13 protein-coding genes are annotated in these 16,451 nt (G+C 57.8%); 2 read left to right on the top strand and 11 right to left on the bottom strand.

The window, feature by feature from the left end; genetic code table 11:
• Nucleotides 1-121: 121 nt before the first annotated feature.
• Entirely contained in the window at nt 122-322 is a 201-nt protein-coding gene (locus JUF21_RS08055) for a cold-shock protein (RefSeq protein ID WP_054662248.1), read from the bottom strand.
• A 218-nt stretch (nt 323-540) separates the two neighbouring features.
• Here JUF21_RS08055 and JUF21_RS08050 point away from each other — a divergent pair, with 218 nt between their 5' ends.
• Nucleotides 541-1,071 carry a hypothetical protein gene (locus JUF21_RS08050; RefSeq protein ID WP_125756595.1) on the top strand — a complete coding sequence of 177 codons (531 nt, stop codon included), beginning with the start codon at nt 541-543 and terminating at the stop codon, nt 1,069-1,071.
• A gap of 100 nt (nt 1,072-1,171) precedes the next feature.
• Here JUF21_RS08050 and gdhA read toward each other — a convergent pair whose 3' ends face one another.
• Nucleotides 1,172-2,518, bottom strand: a complete 1,347-nt coding sequence (gene gdhA / locus JUF21_RS08045; protein ID WP_125756597.1) for an NADP-specific glutamate dehydrogenase — start codon at nt 2,516-2,518, stop codon at nt 1,172-1,174.
• 145 nt (nt 2,519-2,663) lie between these two features.
• On the bottom strand, nt 2,664-3,959 hold the full coding sequence (gene sstT / locus JUF21_RS08040) for a serine/threonine transporter SstT (RefSeq protein WP_203623449.1): 1,296 nt from the start codon (nt 3,957-3,959) through the stop codon (nt 2,664-2,666).
• Between the two features lie 203 nt (nt 3,960-4,162).
• On the opposite strand from sstT, the gene JUF21_RS08035 reads away from it, so the two are divergent.
• A complete protein-coding gene (locus JUF21_RS08035) occupies nt 4,163-5,026 on the top strand; it encodes an ROK family protein (protein ID WP_203623450.1) in 864 nt (287 codons plus the stop codon).
• A gap of 44 nt (nt 5,027-5,070) precedes the next feature.
• Here the strand turns inward: JUF21_RS08035 and JUF21_RS08030 are convergent, their stop codons facing one another.
• From JUF21_RS08030 to JUF21_RS07995, 8 genes are all read right to left on the bottom strand, one after another.
• Complete coding sequence (locus JUF21_RS08030) at nt 5,071-5,616, bottom strand: helix-turn-helix domain-containing protein (protein WP_304599155.1); 546 nt, start codon at nt 5,614-5,616, stop codon at nt 5,071-5,073.
• Nucleotides 5,617-5,854: 238 nt separating this feature from the next.
• Complete coding sequence (locus tag JUF21_RS08025; protein ID WP_203623452.1) at nt 5,855-7,849, bottom strand: PTS glucose transporter subunit IIABC; 1,995 nt, start codon at nt 7,847-7,849, stop codon at nt 5,855-5,857.
• Nucleotides 7,846-9,507, bottom strand: coding sequence for an alpha,alpha-phosphotrehalase (gene treC, locus JUF21_RS08020; protein WP_203623453.1), 1,662 nt, complete (start codon nt 9,505-9,507; stop codon nt 7,846-7,848). The genes JUF21_RS08025 and treC overlap by 4 nt, the downstream gene beginning before the upstream one ends.
• Nucleotides 9,508-9,542: 35 nt before the next feature.
• Nucleotides 9,543-10,253: a trehalose operon repressor gene (gene treR, locus JUF21_RS08015; protein ID WP_203623454.1), complete on the bottom strand. Its 711-nt coding sequence runs from the start codon at nt 10,251-10,253 to the stop codon at nt 9,543-9,545.
• A 284-nt stretch (nt 10,254-10,537) separates the two neighbouring features.
• Nucleotides 10,538-12,319, bottom strand: a complete 1,782-nt coding sequence (locus JUF21_RS08010) for an ABC transporter ATP-binding protein (protein ID WP_203623455.1) — start codon at nt 12,317-12,319, stop codon at nt 10,538-10,540.
• Nucleotides 12,319-14,043, bottom strand: a complete 1,725-nt coding sequence (locus tag JUF21_RS08005; RefSeq protein ID WP_203663907.1) for an ABC transporter ATP-binding protein — start codon at nt 14,041-14,043, stop codon at nt 12,319-12,321. Before JUF21_RS08005 ends, JUF21_RS08010 begins: the two co-directional genes overlap by 1 nt.
• A 106-nt stretch (nt 14,044-14,149) precedes the next feature.
• On the bottom strand, nt 14,150-15,238 hold the full coding sequence (locus tag JUF21_RS08000) for an aspartate-semialdehyde dehydrogenase (RefSeq protein WP_203663905.1): 1,089 nt from the start codon (nt 15,236-15,238) through the stop codon (nt 14,150-14,152).
• Between the two features lie 4 nt (nt 15,239-15,242).
• A complete protein-coding gene (locus tag JUF21_RS07995; RefSeq protein WP_203623458.1) occupies nt 15,243-16,424 on the bottom strand; it encodes an aminotransferase class I/II-fold pyridoxal phosphate-dependent enzyme in 1,182 nt (393 codons plus the stop codon).
• Nucleotides 16,425-16,451 lie beyond the last annotated feature (27 nt).

The following is a 16,451-nucleotide window of genomic DNA, read 5'->3' as shown; positions in this document are numbered from 1 at the left end:
ACTCCACCCGCACAGCGGGTGGTTTTGAGCCTCGCGCGTCTCCGCGCGAGCCCGGCTAAAGCCTCTATAAAAAAAACACCCACCCGACAAAAGTCGGATGGGTGTTTCCCAACGCTGTAGATTACAGCTTTGTAACGTTAGCAGCTTGTGGGCCGCGGTCGCTTTGTTCTACTTCGAAGCTAACAGCTTGGCCTTCGTCAAGCGTCTTGTAGCCGTCGCCTTGGATGGCGGAGAAGTGAACAAATACGTCCTTGCCGTCTTCACCAGTGATGAAGCCGTAACCCTTATCAGCGTTGAACCATTTAACAGTACCCTGTTGCATAATGTGTGAATCTCCTTCATTAATACTAAAGTGACAAAACAACTTGGTAATCGCTGAAAGAAATCCATTATGCTAGCACAACTGTTTCAGTTCATCAATTACTTGAACCTAGTATAACACGGACCACCAAGAAAAACTAATCAAATGTCCACGCAAACGAAAAGATTCGCGTTACAATCAAAAGCAGCGCTATTACATAGCAGAAAGCAGGTCTTTTTTTGAACGACATTAAACCTCTTACGATCAAGCCCAATCTCTTTCACCTGTTCTTCCAGCTGCTGGTCGGTTTCGCGCTGGTGTTCGCGGCCGGCGTCATTGTGACCCGCCAAGGCGCCGTCATCGGCGGCGGGGTCGGCCGCACGATCATGATCGCCGGCTGGGCGATTCTGGCCGTCGCCATTGCCTACTTCATCGTCCAGCTGCTTTCCGGCCTCAGCCACCCGAGCCTGATTTTTGACCACGCGGGCATCACCGACAACACGGCGGTGTTCGCCTGGCGCGGCAATTTCCTGCCCTGGGAAAAAGTGTCCGGCATGGCGGTGATTCACTCGACGTTGATCCTCAAAGTGAAAAATCCCCCGCGCCAGCGCCGCAACGCCTTGATGAAGCAGCTCAGCCGCGAGTTTGACGCCAATTACACAATTGACATCAACCTGATTGCCGAAGCGGACCTGGAAGCCATCAAGACCATCGCCAACCAACTCGATCAAAAAACTGGTGTCTGGCAGCACCTCGGTGAAAATGACTAAATGAACGCCTGACCGTCTGCAACTTCGCAGACGGTTTTCTTTTTCCGCCAGCAAAAAGGCGCTTGCTTCGCGGCAAGCGCCTAAAACTCATTCCATCAGCTTACCAGCCCTGGGCCATCATCGCGTCGGCGACCTTGGTGAAGCCGGCAATGTTCGCGCCGGCATCGTAATCCTCACCCAAGTCGTATTCCTTGGCCGCGGCCACGGACTTTTGGAAAATGTTGACCATAATGTCTTTCAGCTCGCCGTCGACGGTCGCAAAGCTGTCGGCCTGGCGCCGCGAATTCTGACTCATTTCCAGCTCGGACACCGCAACGCCGCCGGCATTGGCAGCCTTGGCCGGACCGAACAGCAAACCGGCCTTCTGGTACTCGGCGATGGCTTCAGGGGTGCTCGGCATGTTGGCGCCTTCGGCCACGGCGATTGCACCGGCCTTAGCAATGCGCGCCGCCTGCTCGCCGTTAATTTCATTTTGGGTCGCACACGGCAGCGCGATGTCGTACGTCAGGCCTTCCGCATCCCACAGCGACCCGGTATGGTACGTCGCGCCGGACACGGCGTTGGCATAGTCGCTCATGCGGCCGCGCTTGACCTCCTTGACCTTTTTCAGCGTCGGCAAATCGATGCCGGCTTCTTGGATCACATAGCCGGTGGAGTCGGACGCGGAAATTACCGTTGCGCCCAGCTCTTGGGCCTTTTGAATCGCATAAATGGCGACATTGCCAGCGCCAGAAACCACGACGCGCTTGCCCGCCAGCGTCTGGTCATTGTGCTTCAGCATCTCGTCGAGGTAATACAGCAGGCCAAACCCGGTTGCTTCAGTGCGGGCCAAGGACCCGCCGTAGCTGAGGCCCTTGCCGGTCAGCACGCCGCGGTCGGACTCGCGCAGCCGCTTGTACATGCCGTACAGGTAACCGATCTCGCGACCGCCAACGCCAATGTCACCGGCCGGCACATCGAGGTCAGGACCGATGTATTTTTGCAGCTCGATCATAAAGCTCTGGCAAAAGCGCATAATCTCGGCGTCGGACTTGCCCTTGGGGTCAAAATCCGAGCCGCCCTTGGCACCACCGATTGGCAGGCCAGTCAGCGAATTTTTGAAGATCTGCTCAAAGCCCAAAAACTTGACGATGGACAGGTTGACCGACGGGTGCAAGCGCAAACCGCCCTTGTACGGGCCGATGGCAGAGTTGAACTGCACGCGAAACCCGCGATTGACCTGCATGTGGCCCTGATCATCCTGCCAGGCGACTTGGAACTGAACCGCGCGCTCGGGCTCGGTCAGGCGTTCCAGAATGCTTGCCGCGATGTACTCGGGGTGCTTGTCGAACACCGGGGTCACCGCATCAAGAAAATTGAACACTGCCTCTTGAAACTCGGGCTGATTTGGGTCGCGCCGCTGAATCGTCTGCTTCACTGCCTCAATATATGCCGTTGCTTGACTCATCGTATCACCTATCTTTCGTTAGATTGCTCAAAGTTTACCATAATCAGGCTGGTAATGACGGCGCTTACCGAAAAAAATCAGGGCCGTTTCCTATTTGAGCCAAAAAAAGTCGCTGCACTCTGGGTGCAGCGGCCGGTTTGTGCAATTAGTTTTCTTGAGGGGCGGCGTCGCGCAGCGCGTCATCCGGTTCAGGCTGGTGTTCAGCGGCGCGCACGGCCGCCTTCATGTCGACCGGGTGGCCATTTTTACGGGCGTCGGCGTATTCGGCCGTTGCGGTGAACAGCAGGTCTGAAGCGGAGTTGACCGCTGTTTCCACGGAGTCCTGGATGACCCCAATGATGAAGCCGATGCCGACCACCTGCATCGCAATATCATTGTTGATGCCAAACAGCGAAGCCGCCATGGGAATGATCAACAGCGACCCGCCGGCAATGCCGGAGGCGCCGGTGGCGGCCAGCGCGGTCAGCAGGCACAGCAGAAACGCGAGTGGGAAGGACACGTGAATGCCCAACGTGGTGCAGGCGGCCAGGGTCATCACCGAAACCGTGATGGCTGCGCCGCCGCTGTTGGCGGAGCCACCGAGCGGAATCGAGACCGAGTAAGACGACTTGTTTAGCCCGAGATCCTCGCAGGCCTGCAGGTTGATTGGAATGTTGACGGCCGAGCTTCGGGTGAAGAACGCGGGAATGCCCGAGCGCTTCAAGGTCCACAGCGTCAGCGGGTAAGGATTCTGATGCGTCAGGCCAAACACCATCAAGGGATACACGACCAGGTAGACAAACGTCATCGTTCCGACCAAAAGCAGCACCAGCTGGCCATAACGCGCGACGCCGGCAAACCCGGTTTCGCTGATAGTGTTGTAAATCAGGCCGGCGATCCCGAACGGCGCGAACTGGATGACCGTTTGCGCCACGCCGGTGATGGCGCCGGAAATCTCCTTGATCACCGAGCGCGTCTGCTTGGAGGTCAGCCGCAGCGCAAAGCCGATCATTAGCGCCCAAAACAAAATCGACAGGTAGTTGGCGTTGACGATCGCGGCCAAGGGGTTCCCCACCGCGTTTGTCAGCAGATCAGACAGGACTTTGCCCAAACTTTTGGGGGCAGCGGCCGCCGCGACGTGCGCTGCTTTAGGCAAAACCAGGTGAACTGGGAACAGGTAGGAGGCGCCGACTGCGGCAAATGCCGAGAGCAAGGTCGCGCTCAGGTACAAAATGATCACAGTGCCGAAGTGATTCGTGGCGCCGGACTTGTACCCCGAGACTGCCGACATGATCAGGAAGAAAACCATGACCGGCGCGATACCCTTCAACGCGCCGACAAAGAGTTGGCCTAAAATGCCGATTGCTGTCCATGAAGGAACCAGCCAGGCCAGTAGCGACCCCACGGCCAGCCCAATAATGATGCGAACAATCAACGACACAGATTTGTACTTGGCATACATACGCCTCGCCCCTATCAGAAGTAATAAACCGTATTGTACTCGTATCATAAACGACTGTCCAGCAATTAAACACATAAAGCGATTAATTCAAGGATTTATGCCAGGCTTCAGACGCCGTGAGCGCTGACTTTACAGCATAGGTAGCGGTTTCTCACCAGGAGCGCTATTCTAAAGGGGAAACATTTTTGAAAGGCGGGACAAGTATGATTTTAGGTTCGATCGAAGCAGGCGGCACCAAGTTCGTCTGCGCGACAGGCACGGCAGACGGCAAGGTGGAAAAGCAGGTCCGCATCCCCACGGGTACGCCCGAAGAAACTATTCCGGCAGTGATCAAGTTTTTCCAGGACAACCCGGTGGACGCCATTGGGATTGGGACATTCGGCCCAGCCGACATCGACCCGGGCAGCCCCACATACGGCTATATCACGTCGACCCCTAAGCCCGGCTGGCGCGACTACAATTTTCTCGGTGCGATGAAAGCCGCGATCGACGTGCCATACGCCTTCACCACCGACGTCAACGAGGCCGGCTACGCGGAGTGGCGCGCCGGCGCGGGTAAAGGTCACAAGAATATGTTGTACTGGACCGTCGGCACCGGCATCGGCGCCGGCTACATCCACGATGGCAAGCTGCTGCAGGGCTTCTCGAACCCAGAAATGGGCCACATCATGATGCCGCAGCTGCCTGGTGACACCTACAAGGGCCGCTGCCCATACCACGCGAACCACTGTTTGGAAGGCCTGGCGGCCGGTCCCGCCGTTGAGGAACGCGCCGGCAAAAAAGGCACAGAGCTGGCGCCAGACGACCCGGCCTGGGACCTGGAAGCCGACTACCTGGCAATTGCCTGCGTCAACGCGGCCATGATCCTGTCGCCTGACATCATCGTCTTTGGCGGCGGCATCATGCACCAAAAGCAGCTCCTGCCAAAGATTCGCGCCAAGTTTGCCGAGCACAACAACGGCTATGTCGCGACCCCTGACTTGGACGATTACATCGTTCGCATCGGCCTGAACGACGAAGCCGGCGTAATGGGTGGGTTCTTCCTGGCCGCCGACGCATTGAAATAAGTCAAAACGAGCGGCTCACTGAAATTTTCAGTGAGCCGCTCGTTTTATTTTACCTGACGGTCTTTCTCATCACGCCACAAAGCCCAAATCACAAACGGCGTGAACAGCCCAGACACGACCAACTCCATCCATAGATCACCATTAAGTCCATGCGCGAAGTACTGCCAACCCAGCAGCGCTGAGAGCACGATGATTATCAGTAAGCTCCGTTTGACCCACCCCGTTTGCTGGTGATGGCTCATGTCAAAATATCGTTTTTTGACTGCCGGCAATACCGTGATATTGGCTAACAGCATCACGGCAATCAGCAGACCGCCAAGAGGTGTCGTTTTGACTCCGTTCCAGCCAACCAAATTGGCCGCCAAAAAGAAGGTCAAAATCACATCGATCAGCAGCGATGCGCGATACACCTTCCGCGCGTTTTTAACAATTCGTTCTTGGTTCTTCAGATCCTCAACCATATCGGATCCCTCCTTCAATAAAGTATCGAGGGAGACGTGATACAGTCGGCTCAAGTTCAGCAGGCTTTGAATATCCGGAAACGAGCGACCCGTCTCCCAACTGGACACGGTTTGCCGCGCCATGTGCAGATCATCTGCGACCTATTGCTGGGTGAAGTGAAGCTGCTTTCTCGCCTGACTGAGTTGTGCACCGATTGTGATCATATTTGCCTCCGCGACTAAAATTAAAGGAACTTGTCCAAGCATACTAGCAACCAGCTGTGGCGACTAGTATTTCTCGGGAAATGATCGCGCCAAGTTTCTCAGCATCACGCAAAAAGCCGCCTGCGACGTGCGGTCGCAAGCGACTTGATCAAATCAAAAGTAGTTAGGCATTGTCGCCCAGGTGACGCTTCTTTGGGGCGACCTTTGCTTTATCGGCATCGGCGTCCTTGTAACCAAAGAAGTAAGTCAGCAGGAATGCGGCAACCAGTGTGACCGCCGAGGCAATCGCCCAGTTCCAGATGTTCATCGGGTGCGTCCGGCTAACGAAGGACGGGAACCCGATCAGCGAACCGGTGAAACCGTACATGTCAACACCCAAGATTCCGTTGACCAGACCACCGATGGCAGCCCCGATACTGGAAGTGATGAACACGCGGCCGTACTTCAAGTTGACACCATACATCGCCGGTTCCGTGATCCCGAAGAACGCGGAAATCGCGGCGGAAAGTGACAGACTCTTCAGGTTCGGGTTGTGGTGTGTCTTGACCCAAACGGCTAAGGCCCCAGCACCTTGCGCGATCATGGTGACGGACACAATCCCATTCAGGACACTGTGCGGGTCAGCGGAGGACAACTGCGCGGTGATAACAGGAATGACGGCCCAGTGCAACCCGAAGATGACGAGGACTTGGTACAGTCCGCCGATAATCATCCCCGACAGCGGCAGGCTCAAGTGCAGCAACCACTGAATGCCTGCATTTAGTCCAGCCGACAGCACGGTGATCAGTGGCCCGACAACGATCAGGACCGTCAGTCCAACCAAGAAGATCTCGACCAACGGGCTGAAGATCATCCGCAAAACGACCGGCATCCATTTCTTGATCCATGGTTCAACTTTCGATGCCATCCATGCGGCAAAAATCATTGGGAAAATTGAATAGGTGTAATTTGGAATGTGGATCGGAATGCCAAAGATATTGGAATTGATTGTCATCCCCAACACGGTCCCAAAGCTGGCCTTGCCGGTCGCGATCGACACAAGGGACGGATACATCAGAAACGCCCCAATGACCCCTACAATGACGGGATCGGCGCCGAGTTTCTGCGCAGCGGTGAAGCCGACGAGCACTGGCAGGAAGTAGAACGTCGCGTCGCCCATCGCCGAAATAATCGTGTAAGTGGAAGACTTGTCAGACATGCCGAGCATGACCAGGATCATCAAAAGACCCTTCAACATACCACTGGCAGCTAACAGCCCGATCACTGGCATCATGGAACCGGTGATGGTCCCAATCAGCGCACTTGCACCGTGCTTGATGTGGCCCCACGGGGTTATGTATTTCTTCGCGTCAGCCTCTTTTTGCGTTTCCGCCATCACTTGCGCGGTCGCTTCTGGGTTCGCCTTGTTGCTGCCCATTTGCTTAATGGCTTCATCATAAACGTCACCGACGGTTTGGCCGATCACGACTTGGTACTGACCACCGGCACGGGCGACCGAAAGTACCCCAGGAATGTTGGACACTTTGTCGTCATCCGGAATTTGATCGTCCTTCAGGTAAAAGCGCAACCGCGTGATGCAGTGGATCAGGCTGTTGACGTTTTCCTTGCCGCCGACATCCGCGATGACCTGGCGGGCGATGCGGGCGTACTCGTTGTCATCCTTAGCCCCAACTTCGACCTGTGCCTGCTTGACGTCCTTGAGCTCGAGCTCAGCCGCCTCGGCGCCGCCTCTGACTTCGCCTGGCGTCAAGGTCAGGTTCTTCAACACGTCGTTGGTGTTGGTGATTGCGACGATGATCGTGGTCTTCTTGCCGGCCGCGCGGATCGCGTCAAGATCCATCGACCCGATCGCATCGCCGGCCTTAACGACCATGTCAGCGCTGGTGTCGATTTCAAATGGGGCGCCTTTCAGCTCCACCGTGTCGATGCCGAGATGTACCAGCACCTCAACACCGTCATCGGTCCGAAAGCCGATGGCGTGTTTGGTGTCAGCCACCATGACGACCCGGCCACTGACTGGGGCGAAAATCTGACCATCAGTTGGTTCGATTCCAAAGCCATCACCCATAGTTTTGGCCGAAAAGACGGGATCTTGCACCTCGTTGATCGGCATGAGCGTCCCGGAAGTCGGGGCGTATAGTTTCACTACTCCGCTCATTGCTGTTCCTCCTTTGATTCTCTGTATAAGCCAACTGTCGTGTAGGCCGGCATCGTCATGGTGGACCCAAGCTGCAGGTCCGGCACATTGGTGATCAGCACCTGTGCATTTTGGTAAGCCGCCGGCAGCGGCACAATAATGTCATGATCCGCAAAATTATTCAGTGCCAGCAGCCGGGCATCCCCCAGCCGCCGCTCGTACCCGTACAGCCAATCGATATCGTCGCGGTACGGCCGGTAGTCGCCGTCTGCGATCACCGGATAATGCTTGCGCAGTGCGATCAGCTTTTGATAAAACGGAAAGATCTCGCCGTGGGCCAACTCGTTTTGCACGTTGATGGTTGCCTGATTGGTTGGCCGCAGCCACGGCGTGCCGGTCGTGAACCCGGCGTTTGGGCTCTCATCCCACTGCATCGGAGTGCGTGAATTGTCGCGGGCCTTGCTGTGGACGATGGCGAATGCCTCGTCCTTGGACTTACCCTGGGCGATCAAGGTACGATAGGCGTTTTGGGCTTCCACATCAATGTAATCAGCCATCGAGTGATAATCGGGATCCGTCATGCCGATCTCCTCGCCCATGTAAATGTATGGAGTGCCGCGAGAGAGGTGAATGCTGGCGGCCAGCAGCTGAGCAGAGCGGACCCGGTAATGCGCAGCGTCGCCGAAGCGGTTCAGTGCTCGCGGTTGGTCGTGGTTGTTCCAGAATAGCGCTTGCCAACCGCCGCCTTTGTCCAGGCCGGTGCCCCATTCATTGAACAAAGCCCGCAGCTTGGGAAAATCGTATCGCGCGTTCGTCCATTTCTGACCGTTCACGTAGTCCGTCTTCAGGTGGTGGAACTGGAACACCATGCTAAGCTCGTGGTTGGCAGGTTTGGTGTACGCCGTGGCACGTTCAAGGGTCGTGGAACTCATCTCACCGACCGTGATACTGGCTGGGTCCTGACCAAACGAGTTGGCCGCCAGCTCCTTGATGTCCTCTTCAACCACGGGGGTATCGGTGTACAAATATTTGCTCTGGGTCCCTGGCGCAGCATCGACTAGCTTGTCGGCCTTGCCAATGACGTTCAGAACGTCGAACCGGAAGCCGGTCACCCCCTTGTCCCGCCAGAAGTTAACGATATCCACGGCCTCTTGCCGCACCGCCGGGTTGTGCCAATCCAGGTCCGCCTGGGTGGGATCGTATAAGTGCAGATAATACTTGCCAGTATCCGCGAACGGTGCCCAGGCGGGGCCGCCGAACTTCGATTCCCAGTTCGTCGGCAGGCTGCCGTCCGGTTTCGCCGAACGAATATAGTAATACGCCTGGTACTTGGGATCACCGGCCAGCGCCTTTTGGAACCACGCGTGCTGGGTGCTGGTGTGGTTCAGCACCATGTCGAGCATCACCTCGATATGGGCGTTTTTGAGCGCCGCCATCAGGTCCTCGAAGTCCTGCATCGTGCCGAACCGAGGATCGATGCGGCGGTAATCCGCCACGTCGTAACCGTTGTCATTTTGCGGCGAAACAAAGAACGGGTTGAACCAGATCATGTCGACGTGCAGGGACTTCAAGTAGTTAAGCTTGGCAATAATGCCGCGCAGATCACCGATGCCGTCGCCGTCGCTGTCATAAAAAGACTTGGGATAAAGCTGATAAATCACCTTTTGTCCGAGGGTCATGTTGCGCCTCCTTAAAACTGAAAAATACCGTGAAACTAAATCCGCCGGGCAAACTCCTGGAACCGGAAACGGTCCGGCCGGTGCCGCGACTCGGTGTACTGAAAGGTCGTCGTGTCCGTTAGCGAGGTGGCACTGCGCACCACCACGACCACCGCGTTTTCGCCCAGGTGCAGTAGTGCCTGGTCTTGCGCAGTTGCAGGCTCAACGGTGATCTCCTTTTTTGCATAGGCTATCACCAGGTGCAGCTCCCCTTCAAAGTATTGATACAATGAATCCTCCGCGACCGCTTTGCTGATGCTCGGCACCACCGCGGAATCGATGTAGTCGGTATCGATGATCACCGGCTCGTCGTTTACGATCCGCAGGCGGGTAAGCTTATGGGTCATGATCGGCTTGCAGTGGGCATCGACGTCCTCGAACACGTCTGCCGGCAACTTGGCATCCACCTGCTCGATCAGGCGGGTCTTAGAGTTGATGTGTTGGCGCGTGATCAGCTCTTTATAACTGACCACGCCACCAACTGGGAAAACGTACTGCTGCCGGTTAATAACGGTCGAGCCCTTGCCTTTTTGCGATTGAATGTAGCCTTCGCTTTTCAGGCGGGCCAATGCCTTGCGAATCGTGTCCCGCGAGGCCCCGTAAAGCGTCATCAGCTGGCTTTCACTCGGCAGCAGAGCATCGGTCGCGTATACGCCTTGATTAATTTTCTCCATTAAATCCGAGTGGACTAAATCGATTTTGGTCATTTCACGCCTCCTGTAACCGTTTTCCATGGTTCTATCGTATACCTGTACGTACAATCTGTCAAAGCTTTAAGCCTTATTATATAGGCACTTGTACCGTCCTGTACGTACAGATTCTTTCAAAAAAAAGGGCCACTGCACCCAGCCGACGCCAGCGCCTTGACCTAGCGGTACGAAGGAAGCCGGCTACACCGGGCTTTTGCCCGAACCACAAAAAAATTGGCCTGTCCCTTGGTGCACACCAGGTCAGGCCAAGCAAAAAGGCGACCGCGGCCGCCTACGTATGACTATTCAAACACCATTTGGTTCCGGTACAACTCGGCGTAAAAACCGTGCTGAGCCAGCAGTTCCTGATGACTGCCCTGCTCGATGATACGGCCGTGTTGCAGCACCACAATGCGATCCGCGTTGAGAATCGTCTTCAGCCGGTGCGCGATGACAAAACTGGTGCGCCCCTGGATCACGTTATCCATCGCCGCTTGGATCTTGGCCTCGGTGACGGTGTCGACGTTCGACGTGGCCTCGTCGAGGATCAGCAGCCGCGGATCGGTCAAAATCGTGCGGGCGATGCTCATCAGCTGCTTTTGGCCGGCCGAGAAAATGTTCTGTTCATCGGACACCTTGGTCTCGTATCCTTCCGGCAGGCTTTCGATAAAGTCGTGAATGTTGGCCTGCTTGGCCGCGTCGATCACGCGGTCCATCCCCGCCTCCGGTTCGCCGAAGCGAATGTTATCGGCAATGGTGCCGGTGAAAAGCTGCGGGTCCTGGAGCACGATACCGACTGTGTGCCGCAGCTGCGCCAGGTCGAACTCGCGCAGGTCGGTGCCATCGATGGTGATGCTGCCGGAATCCACATCGTAGAAGCGATTAAGCAGGTTCATCACGGTTGTTTTGCCGGAACCAGTGGGACCGACTAACGCCACCATCTGCCCTTTTTGCACGTCGATGGTCACGCCGTGAAGAATCTCCTTGCCCGGCAGGTAGGAAAAGCGGACGTCATCGATTTTCAGGGCATGGTCGATGTGGTCGATCGGTTTCCCATTGGCCGGCCGAACCTCGTCAGGCTGGCTGCGAACCTCGTCGACCCGCCGCGCGCCAGTGATGGCCAGCTGGATCATGCCGTACAGGCTGGTCAGCGTGATGATCGGCTGATAGTACTGCTGGGCGTAGTTGACGAACACCACGACCAGCGCCAGCGCCGCACCGGTGCTCAAACTGCCGCCCAGTGCCAGCCACGAGCCGGCAAAAATCACGATGGCGGTGTTGAGCAGTGACATCCCGGACAACAGCGGGCTGAGAATCCCGGACCAGATTTGGCCCTGAGTCGCCGTCTTGCGCACGCGCTGGTTGTAGGTGTTGAAGCCTTCAACCGAGTCGTGCTGCAGGCCGTTGGTGATGATCACCTTCTGGCCGGTGACCTGCTCGTTGATGTAGCCGTTCAAGGCGCCAATGTCGGTTTGCTGCTGATCCACGGCGACGGCGGCTTTTTTCATCACCAGCGCCGCAATCAGCAGCGCCACTGGCGTCGTGCTCATCGTCACCCAGGCCATGGTGGTGCTTTGGTTGAACATCATAATGAGAATGCCGATCATCTGGGCGATCGCCAGCAGAAAGTCGATCAGGGCCTGGTTCAGCGCGTTGAAAATGTTATCCAAATCACTGGTGTAGCGCGCGAGAATGTCCCCGTCGGAGTGCTGATCGAAGTACTCGACCTTCATCCGCTGCATCTTGCGAAACAGCCCGATGCGCATGGTCCCGGTCGAATACGCAGTGACCTTGGCCAGCAGCCACGACGCAATCAAAAGCGACGACGCATCACCGAAGTAAAACAGCATGTAAAACAGCAGCGTGTGGTGGAACGTGGTCAGGCTGGCGCCGGCCCGCGTGGCCGGGTTCGTCCAGGCCTGCACATAGGTGGTCAGCTCGCTGATGGCACGGCCCAGGTAGGTCGGGGCGATCACGACGCAGGCCGTGCTGATGCCAATGAGCACCGCACTCCAGAAGAACGGCCAGCCGTAAGGTTTGAGGTAATGCCAGTAGTAACGCCCGGCAAGTTTGATGTCTTTCATTACGCCGGCAGCCTCCCTTCCTTAGCTTTTTGCGTTTGGTAAATTTCCTGATAAATCGCATTATCGCGCACCAGCTCCTGGTGCGTGCCCTCGCCGACCACGCGGCCGCCGTCCAGCACCAGGATCGAGTCCGCGCGAATGATTGACGAGATCTTTTCGGCGATGACCACCGTGGTCGTGTGCTTCAGGTCGCGGTCCAGCGCTTCCTGCACCAGCTTCTCCGACTTGGCGTCCAGCGCCGAGGTTGCGTCATCCAGGATCAAAATCTCGGGATTGGCAATCACGCCGCGCGTGATGGCCAGACGCTGCTTTTGCCCGCCGGAAAAATTGGCGGAGCGCTCTTCGACCGGTGCGTCGTACGTTTCCGGCAGGCGCTCGATAAACTCAGCGGCCTGGGCGATTTCCGCGGCGCGGTGCATGCTGGCGGCCGTTGCCTCTTTTTTGACCTGGCGCAAGTTCTGGGCGATGGTGCCGGAAAACAGCGTCGAACGCTGCAGCACAAAAGCTACGGCGTCGCGCAGGGTCGCTTCCGGCAGCTCGCGCACGTCGACGCCGCCAATCAACACGCGCCCGGAATCCGGATCAAACAGCCGCGCGATCAGCTGGGCCAGGGTCGTTTTACCCGACCCAGTCGCGCCGACAATGCCAAGCATTTGGCCGGCCGGCACAGTGAAGGACACGTCTTTCAGCGTTGGCGTTTCGTCGCCGGGATACGTGAAAGTGACGTGGTCGAACGTGATGTCACCGGCGACCTTTTTTTCCGGGCCGTCCACGAAGTGCATGCTCGGCTGGTGATCAAACACCTCTTTCACCCGCCCCATTGAAATGAACGCACGCGAGGCGAAGGTCATGATGAACGAACCGTTGATCACGGCAAAGAGAATCTGGCCGAGGTACGAGGTGAAGCTGGACACCGCGGCGATGTACGCCGGGTGCGCCAGGACCTGCGTGCCGACCAGGTAGACCGAACCGGCAATGGCCACGTTGGCGGTCAGGAAAAAGGTCGGCATCAGCACGGCGAACAGCTCACCGATGCGCGTGGTGACATCGCGCAGCTCATCAGACGGCTTGGCGAAAGTTTTGATCTGGTTGTCCTCCTGCACGAAGGACTTGACCACGCGAATGCCCATCAGATTTTCCCGGGCGACGGTGTTGACGTTTTCGATCAGCTGCTGGGTGCGGCCAAAGAGGCTGCTCATCTGCCGAAAGGCGACCACGGCGACCAGGACGATAATCACCAGCATGGCGAGGATCACCCACCACTGCTGCGGCATCGTGGTCAGCGCCAGGGCCAGCGCGCCAAAAAACAGCAGCGGAATGCGCGTCACCTGCTGAAAGGCGGCCATCACCGCCCCTTGGATCTGCTGCACGTCGTTGGTCATCCGCACCACCAAATTGGACGCCGAGAAAGTCTCGATGTCCGCGTACGCGAACGACTGGACGTGGCGGTAAATGTCGGCCCGCAGATCGGTGGCCACACCCAGCGCCAGGCGCGCCGAGTACACGGTGTTGACGATCCCGCCGGCAATGCCGACCACTGCCAGCACAATCAGCCAGATGCCGTTTTGCCACACCGCCGTGCGGTCATGCGCCATGATGGCGGTCATCACCGTTTGCAACAGCCGCGGCTGCCACAGGGTCGCAAAGACCAGCACCAGCACGGCCAGCGTCGAAATAAGGGCGTCCTTTCGGTATTTTTTCAGGTACGGTAAAAGCACTTTCATGTGGTTTCTCCTTAAAATCTCAGTTTGACCAGCTTACCCGAATTTTTAATAACTAGCAAGTCAAAAAGGGGCCGGTGCTGCTGCCAGCGCCGAACCCCCCAAACCTTCACATAAACTTTTCTGCACTTCCGGCCGGCACGCGCACCAAGTCGCGTGCGACCAGTTCCTCAGCGATTTGCACCGCGTTCCAGGCTGCACCTTTCAGCAGGTTGTCCGACACGACCCAGAGGTTGTACGCGCCTGGGGTCTCCTGGTCCGGCCGGATGCGGCCAACAAAGGTGTCGCGCGACCCCGCCGCGTTGATCGGCTGCGGGTAAACCTGGTTAGCCGGGTCATCCTGGACGACCAGGCCCGGAAAGCCGCTCATGGCCGCGCGCAGGTCGTCGGCACTCGGCGTATTGCCCTCGCCAACTTCAAACCACACGGACTCGCCGTGCGCGATCGGCACCGGCACGCGGACGCAGGTCGCGGTGACCTTGATGGCCGGCGAGTTCTTGTCACCCAGCATGATTTTCTTGGTTTCGTGGATCATTTTCCACTCTTCATGCGTGTAGCCGTCTTCCTCGAACACGTCGATCTGCGGCAACAGGTTGAACGCCAGTGGGTAGGGGTGCTCGGCGCCTTTCACAGGCAGCACGGCCGCGTTCATCGGCTTGCCTGCCAGGTAATCGCGGGCCTCGTCTTCGAGTTCATTGATGGCGCTTTGCCCGGCACCACTGGCCGCCTGGTAGGTCGAGACAATGATGCGGCGCAGGCCGAACGCGCGGCGCACGGGCTCCAGGGCCATCATCATCTGGATGGTCGAGCAGTTGGGGTCAGCGATGATGCCGTTGTGGTGGTTGAGCGCGTCGGGATTGACCTCGGGCACGACCAGCGGCACGTTGTCGTCCATGCGAAAATGTGACGTGTTGTCCACGCACACGGCGCCGCGTTTAACGGCCTCGGGCAAGAGCTTGGCGGAAACCGAACCACCAGCAGAGGCCAGCACCAAGTCGACGCCGTTAAAGGAATCGGGTGTCGCTTCCTCGACCGTCACCGGCTGGCCCTTGAAGGTCAGCGTTTTGCCGGCAGAGCGCGACGACGCCAACAGGTGGACTTCCTTGACGGGAATCGTCGACTGTTCGAGTTGTTCGATCATGCGCGTGCCGACCGCGCCGGTCGCGCCTAAAATTGCCACCACATATGCTTTTGCCATTGTGCTACTCCTTTTGGGCCACGAAGCGCTGGATGCGCCTTGCCGCCTCAGTCAAATTCTCGGTCGACGCCGCGTACGACAGGCGCACGTGCCCCTCCCCGCCTGGGCCAAACACCGAGCCGGGCACCAGCCCGACCTTGGCGTGTTCAGCCAGGTCGTACACGAACTGCACATCATCGGTGCCAAATTGGGCCGGCAGCTTGGCGAAAATGTAAAACGCCCCGGCCGGCTTTGGCGCTGAAAAGCCGACCTGCGTCAGGGCCGCCATCATGAGGTCGCGCCGCTGTTGGTAGACTTTTTTCATTGCCTCGGCATCGCCGTCTCCAGCCGGGCTCATCGCCTCTTCAGCCGCCTTCATCATCGGGCTGGCCGCCGTCGTCACCATAAACTGGTGCATTTTGCCGGCCAGCTTGATCAGCCGCGCCGGGCCGGCCAGATAGCCGATGCGGTAGCCGGTCATCGCGTGGGACTTGGAGAGACCGGAAATCAGCAGGGTCTGGGACGGCAACAGGTGCGCCAAGCTGAGGTGCTTTTCCTCGTAGCTGAGTTCGGCGTAAATCTCGTCGGACAGCACCAGCAGGTCGGTATCGGCGATCACCGCCGCCAGCGCGCGCAGCTGCGCGTGCGTGTAGGTCGCCCCGGTCGGGTTGCTCGGGTAATTCAGGACCAGCCCCTTGGCGTCTGGGTGCGCCGCCAGCGTGGTTTGCAGCAGCTGCGGCGTCAGCAAGTAATCCGGCGCGGTGTTGACCTGCACCACGTTCAGGCCAGCCACGGTCGCGACCGCCTCGTACAGTGGAAACGTCGGCGTGGGAATGATGATGGTGTCGCCGGGGTTGAACAGCCCCGCGATGGCCGCGTGAATGCCTTCGGTGGCGCCAACGCTCACGACGACTTCGCTTTGCGCGTCGTAATGCGCGTCAAACGTGGTCGCCAGGTAATCGGCGATCTCCTGGCGCAGCTTTGCGTAGCCAAACGACGGCGCGTAATGCGACCAGTCGGCATCGATGGCGGCGTCCGTCGCCTGTTTAATGTGCTCGGGTACCGCAAAGTCCGGCTCGCCCAGGGTCAGCTTGATGATCCCAGGAATCGGGGAAATTTTGTTGTCGACCTCGCGGATGGCGCTGGGCGGCACGGCCGCCACCTGGCGATTGCCGAGGCCGGCCAGACTTTTTTTCAATTCAGGCATAATCAGTTTTCCTTCTATCTAATGAAT

It is taken from the genome of Lacticaseibacillus sp. 53-4 (genome assembly GCF_016861805.1).
GTDB lineage: Bacteria > Bacillota > Bacilli > Lactobacillales > Lactobacillaceae > Lacticaseibacillus.
Note: the sequence above shows the minus strand (reverse complement) of the source record. Positions and strands in the feature narration are given on the sequence as shown.

Excerpts from the sequence above, each read along its gene's own strand:
- JUF21_RS08025 (WP_203623452.1), bottom strand. The coding sequence starts at position 7,849 with ATGAGCGGAGTAGTGAAACTATACGCCCCGACTTCCGGGACGCTCATG.
- JUF21_RS08035 (WP_203623450.1), top strand. The coding sequence starts at position 4,163 with ATGATTTTAGGTTCGATCGAAGCAGGCGGCACCAAGTTCGTCTGCGCG.
- JUF21_RS07995 (WP_203623458.1), bottom strand. The coding sequence starts at position 16,424 with ATGCCTGAATTGAAAAAAAGTCTGGCCGGCCTCGGCAATCGCCAGGTG.
- gdhA (WP_125756597.1), bottom strand. The coding sequence starts at position 2,518 with ATGAGTCAAGCAACGGCATATATTGAGGCAGTGAAGCAGACGATTCAG.
- JUF21_RS08010 (WP_203623455.1), bottom strand. The coding sequence starts at position 12,319 with ATGAAAGACATCAAACTTGCCGGGCGTTACTACTGGCATTACCTCAAA.
- JUF21_RS08055 (WP_054662248.1), bottom strand. The coding sequence starts at position 322 with ATGCAACAGGGTACTGTTAAATGGTTCAACGCTGATAAGGGTTACGGC.
- JUF21_RS08000 (WP_203663905.1), bottom strand. The coding sequence starts at position 15,238 with ATGGCAAAAGCATATGTGGTGGCAATTTTAGGCGCGACCGGCGCGGTC.
- sstT (WP_203623449.1), bottom strand. The coding sequence starts at position 3,959 with ATGTATGCCAAGTACAAATCTGTGTCGTTGATTGTTCGCATCATTATT.
- treR (WP_203623454.1), bottom strand. The coding sequence starts at position 10,253 with ATGACCAAAATCGATTTAGTCCACTCGGATTTAATGGAGAAAATTAAT.
- JUF21_RS08005 (WP_203663907.1), bottom strand. The coding sequence starts at position 14,043 with ATGAAAGTGCTTTTACCGTACCTGAAAAAATACCGAAAGGACGCCCTT.
- treC (WP_203623453.1), bottom strand. The coding sequence starts at position 9,507 with ATGACCCTCGGACAAAAGGTGATTTATCAGCTTTATCCCAAGTCTTTT.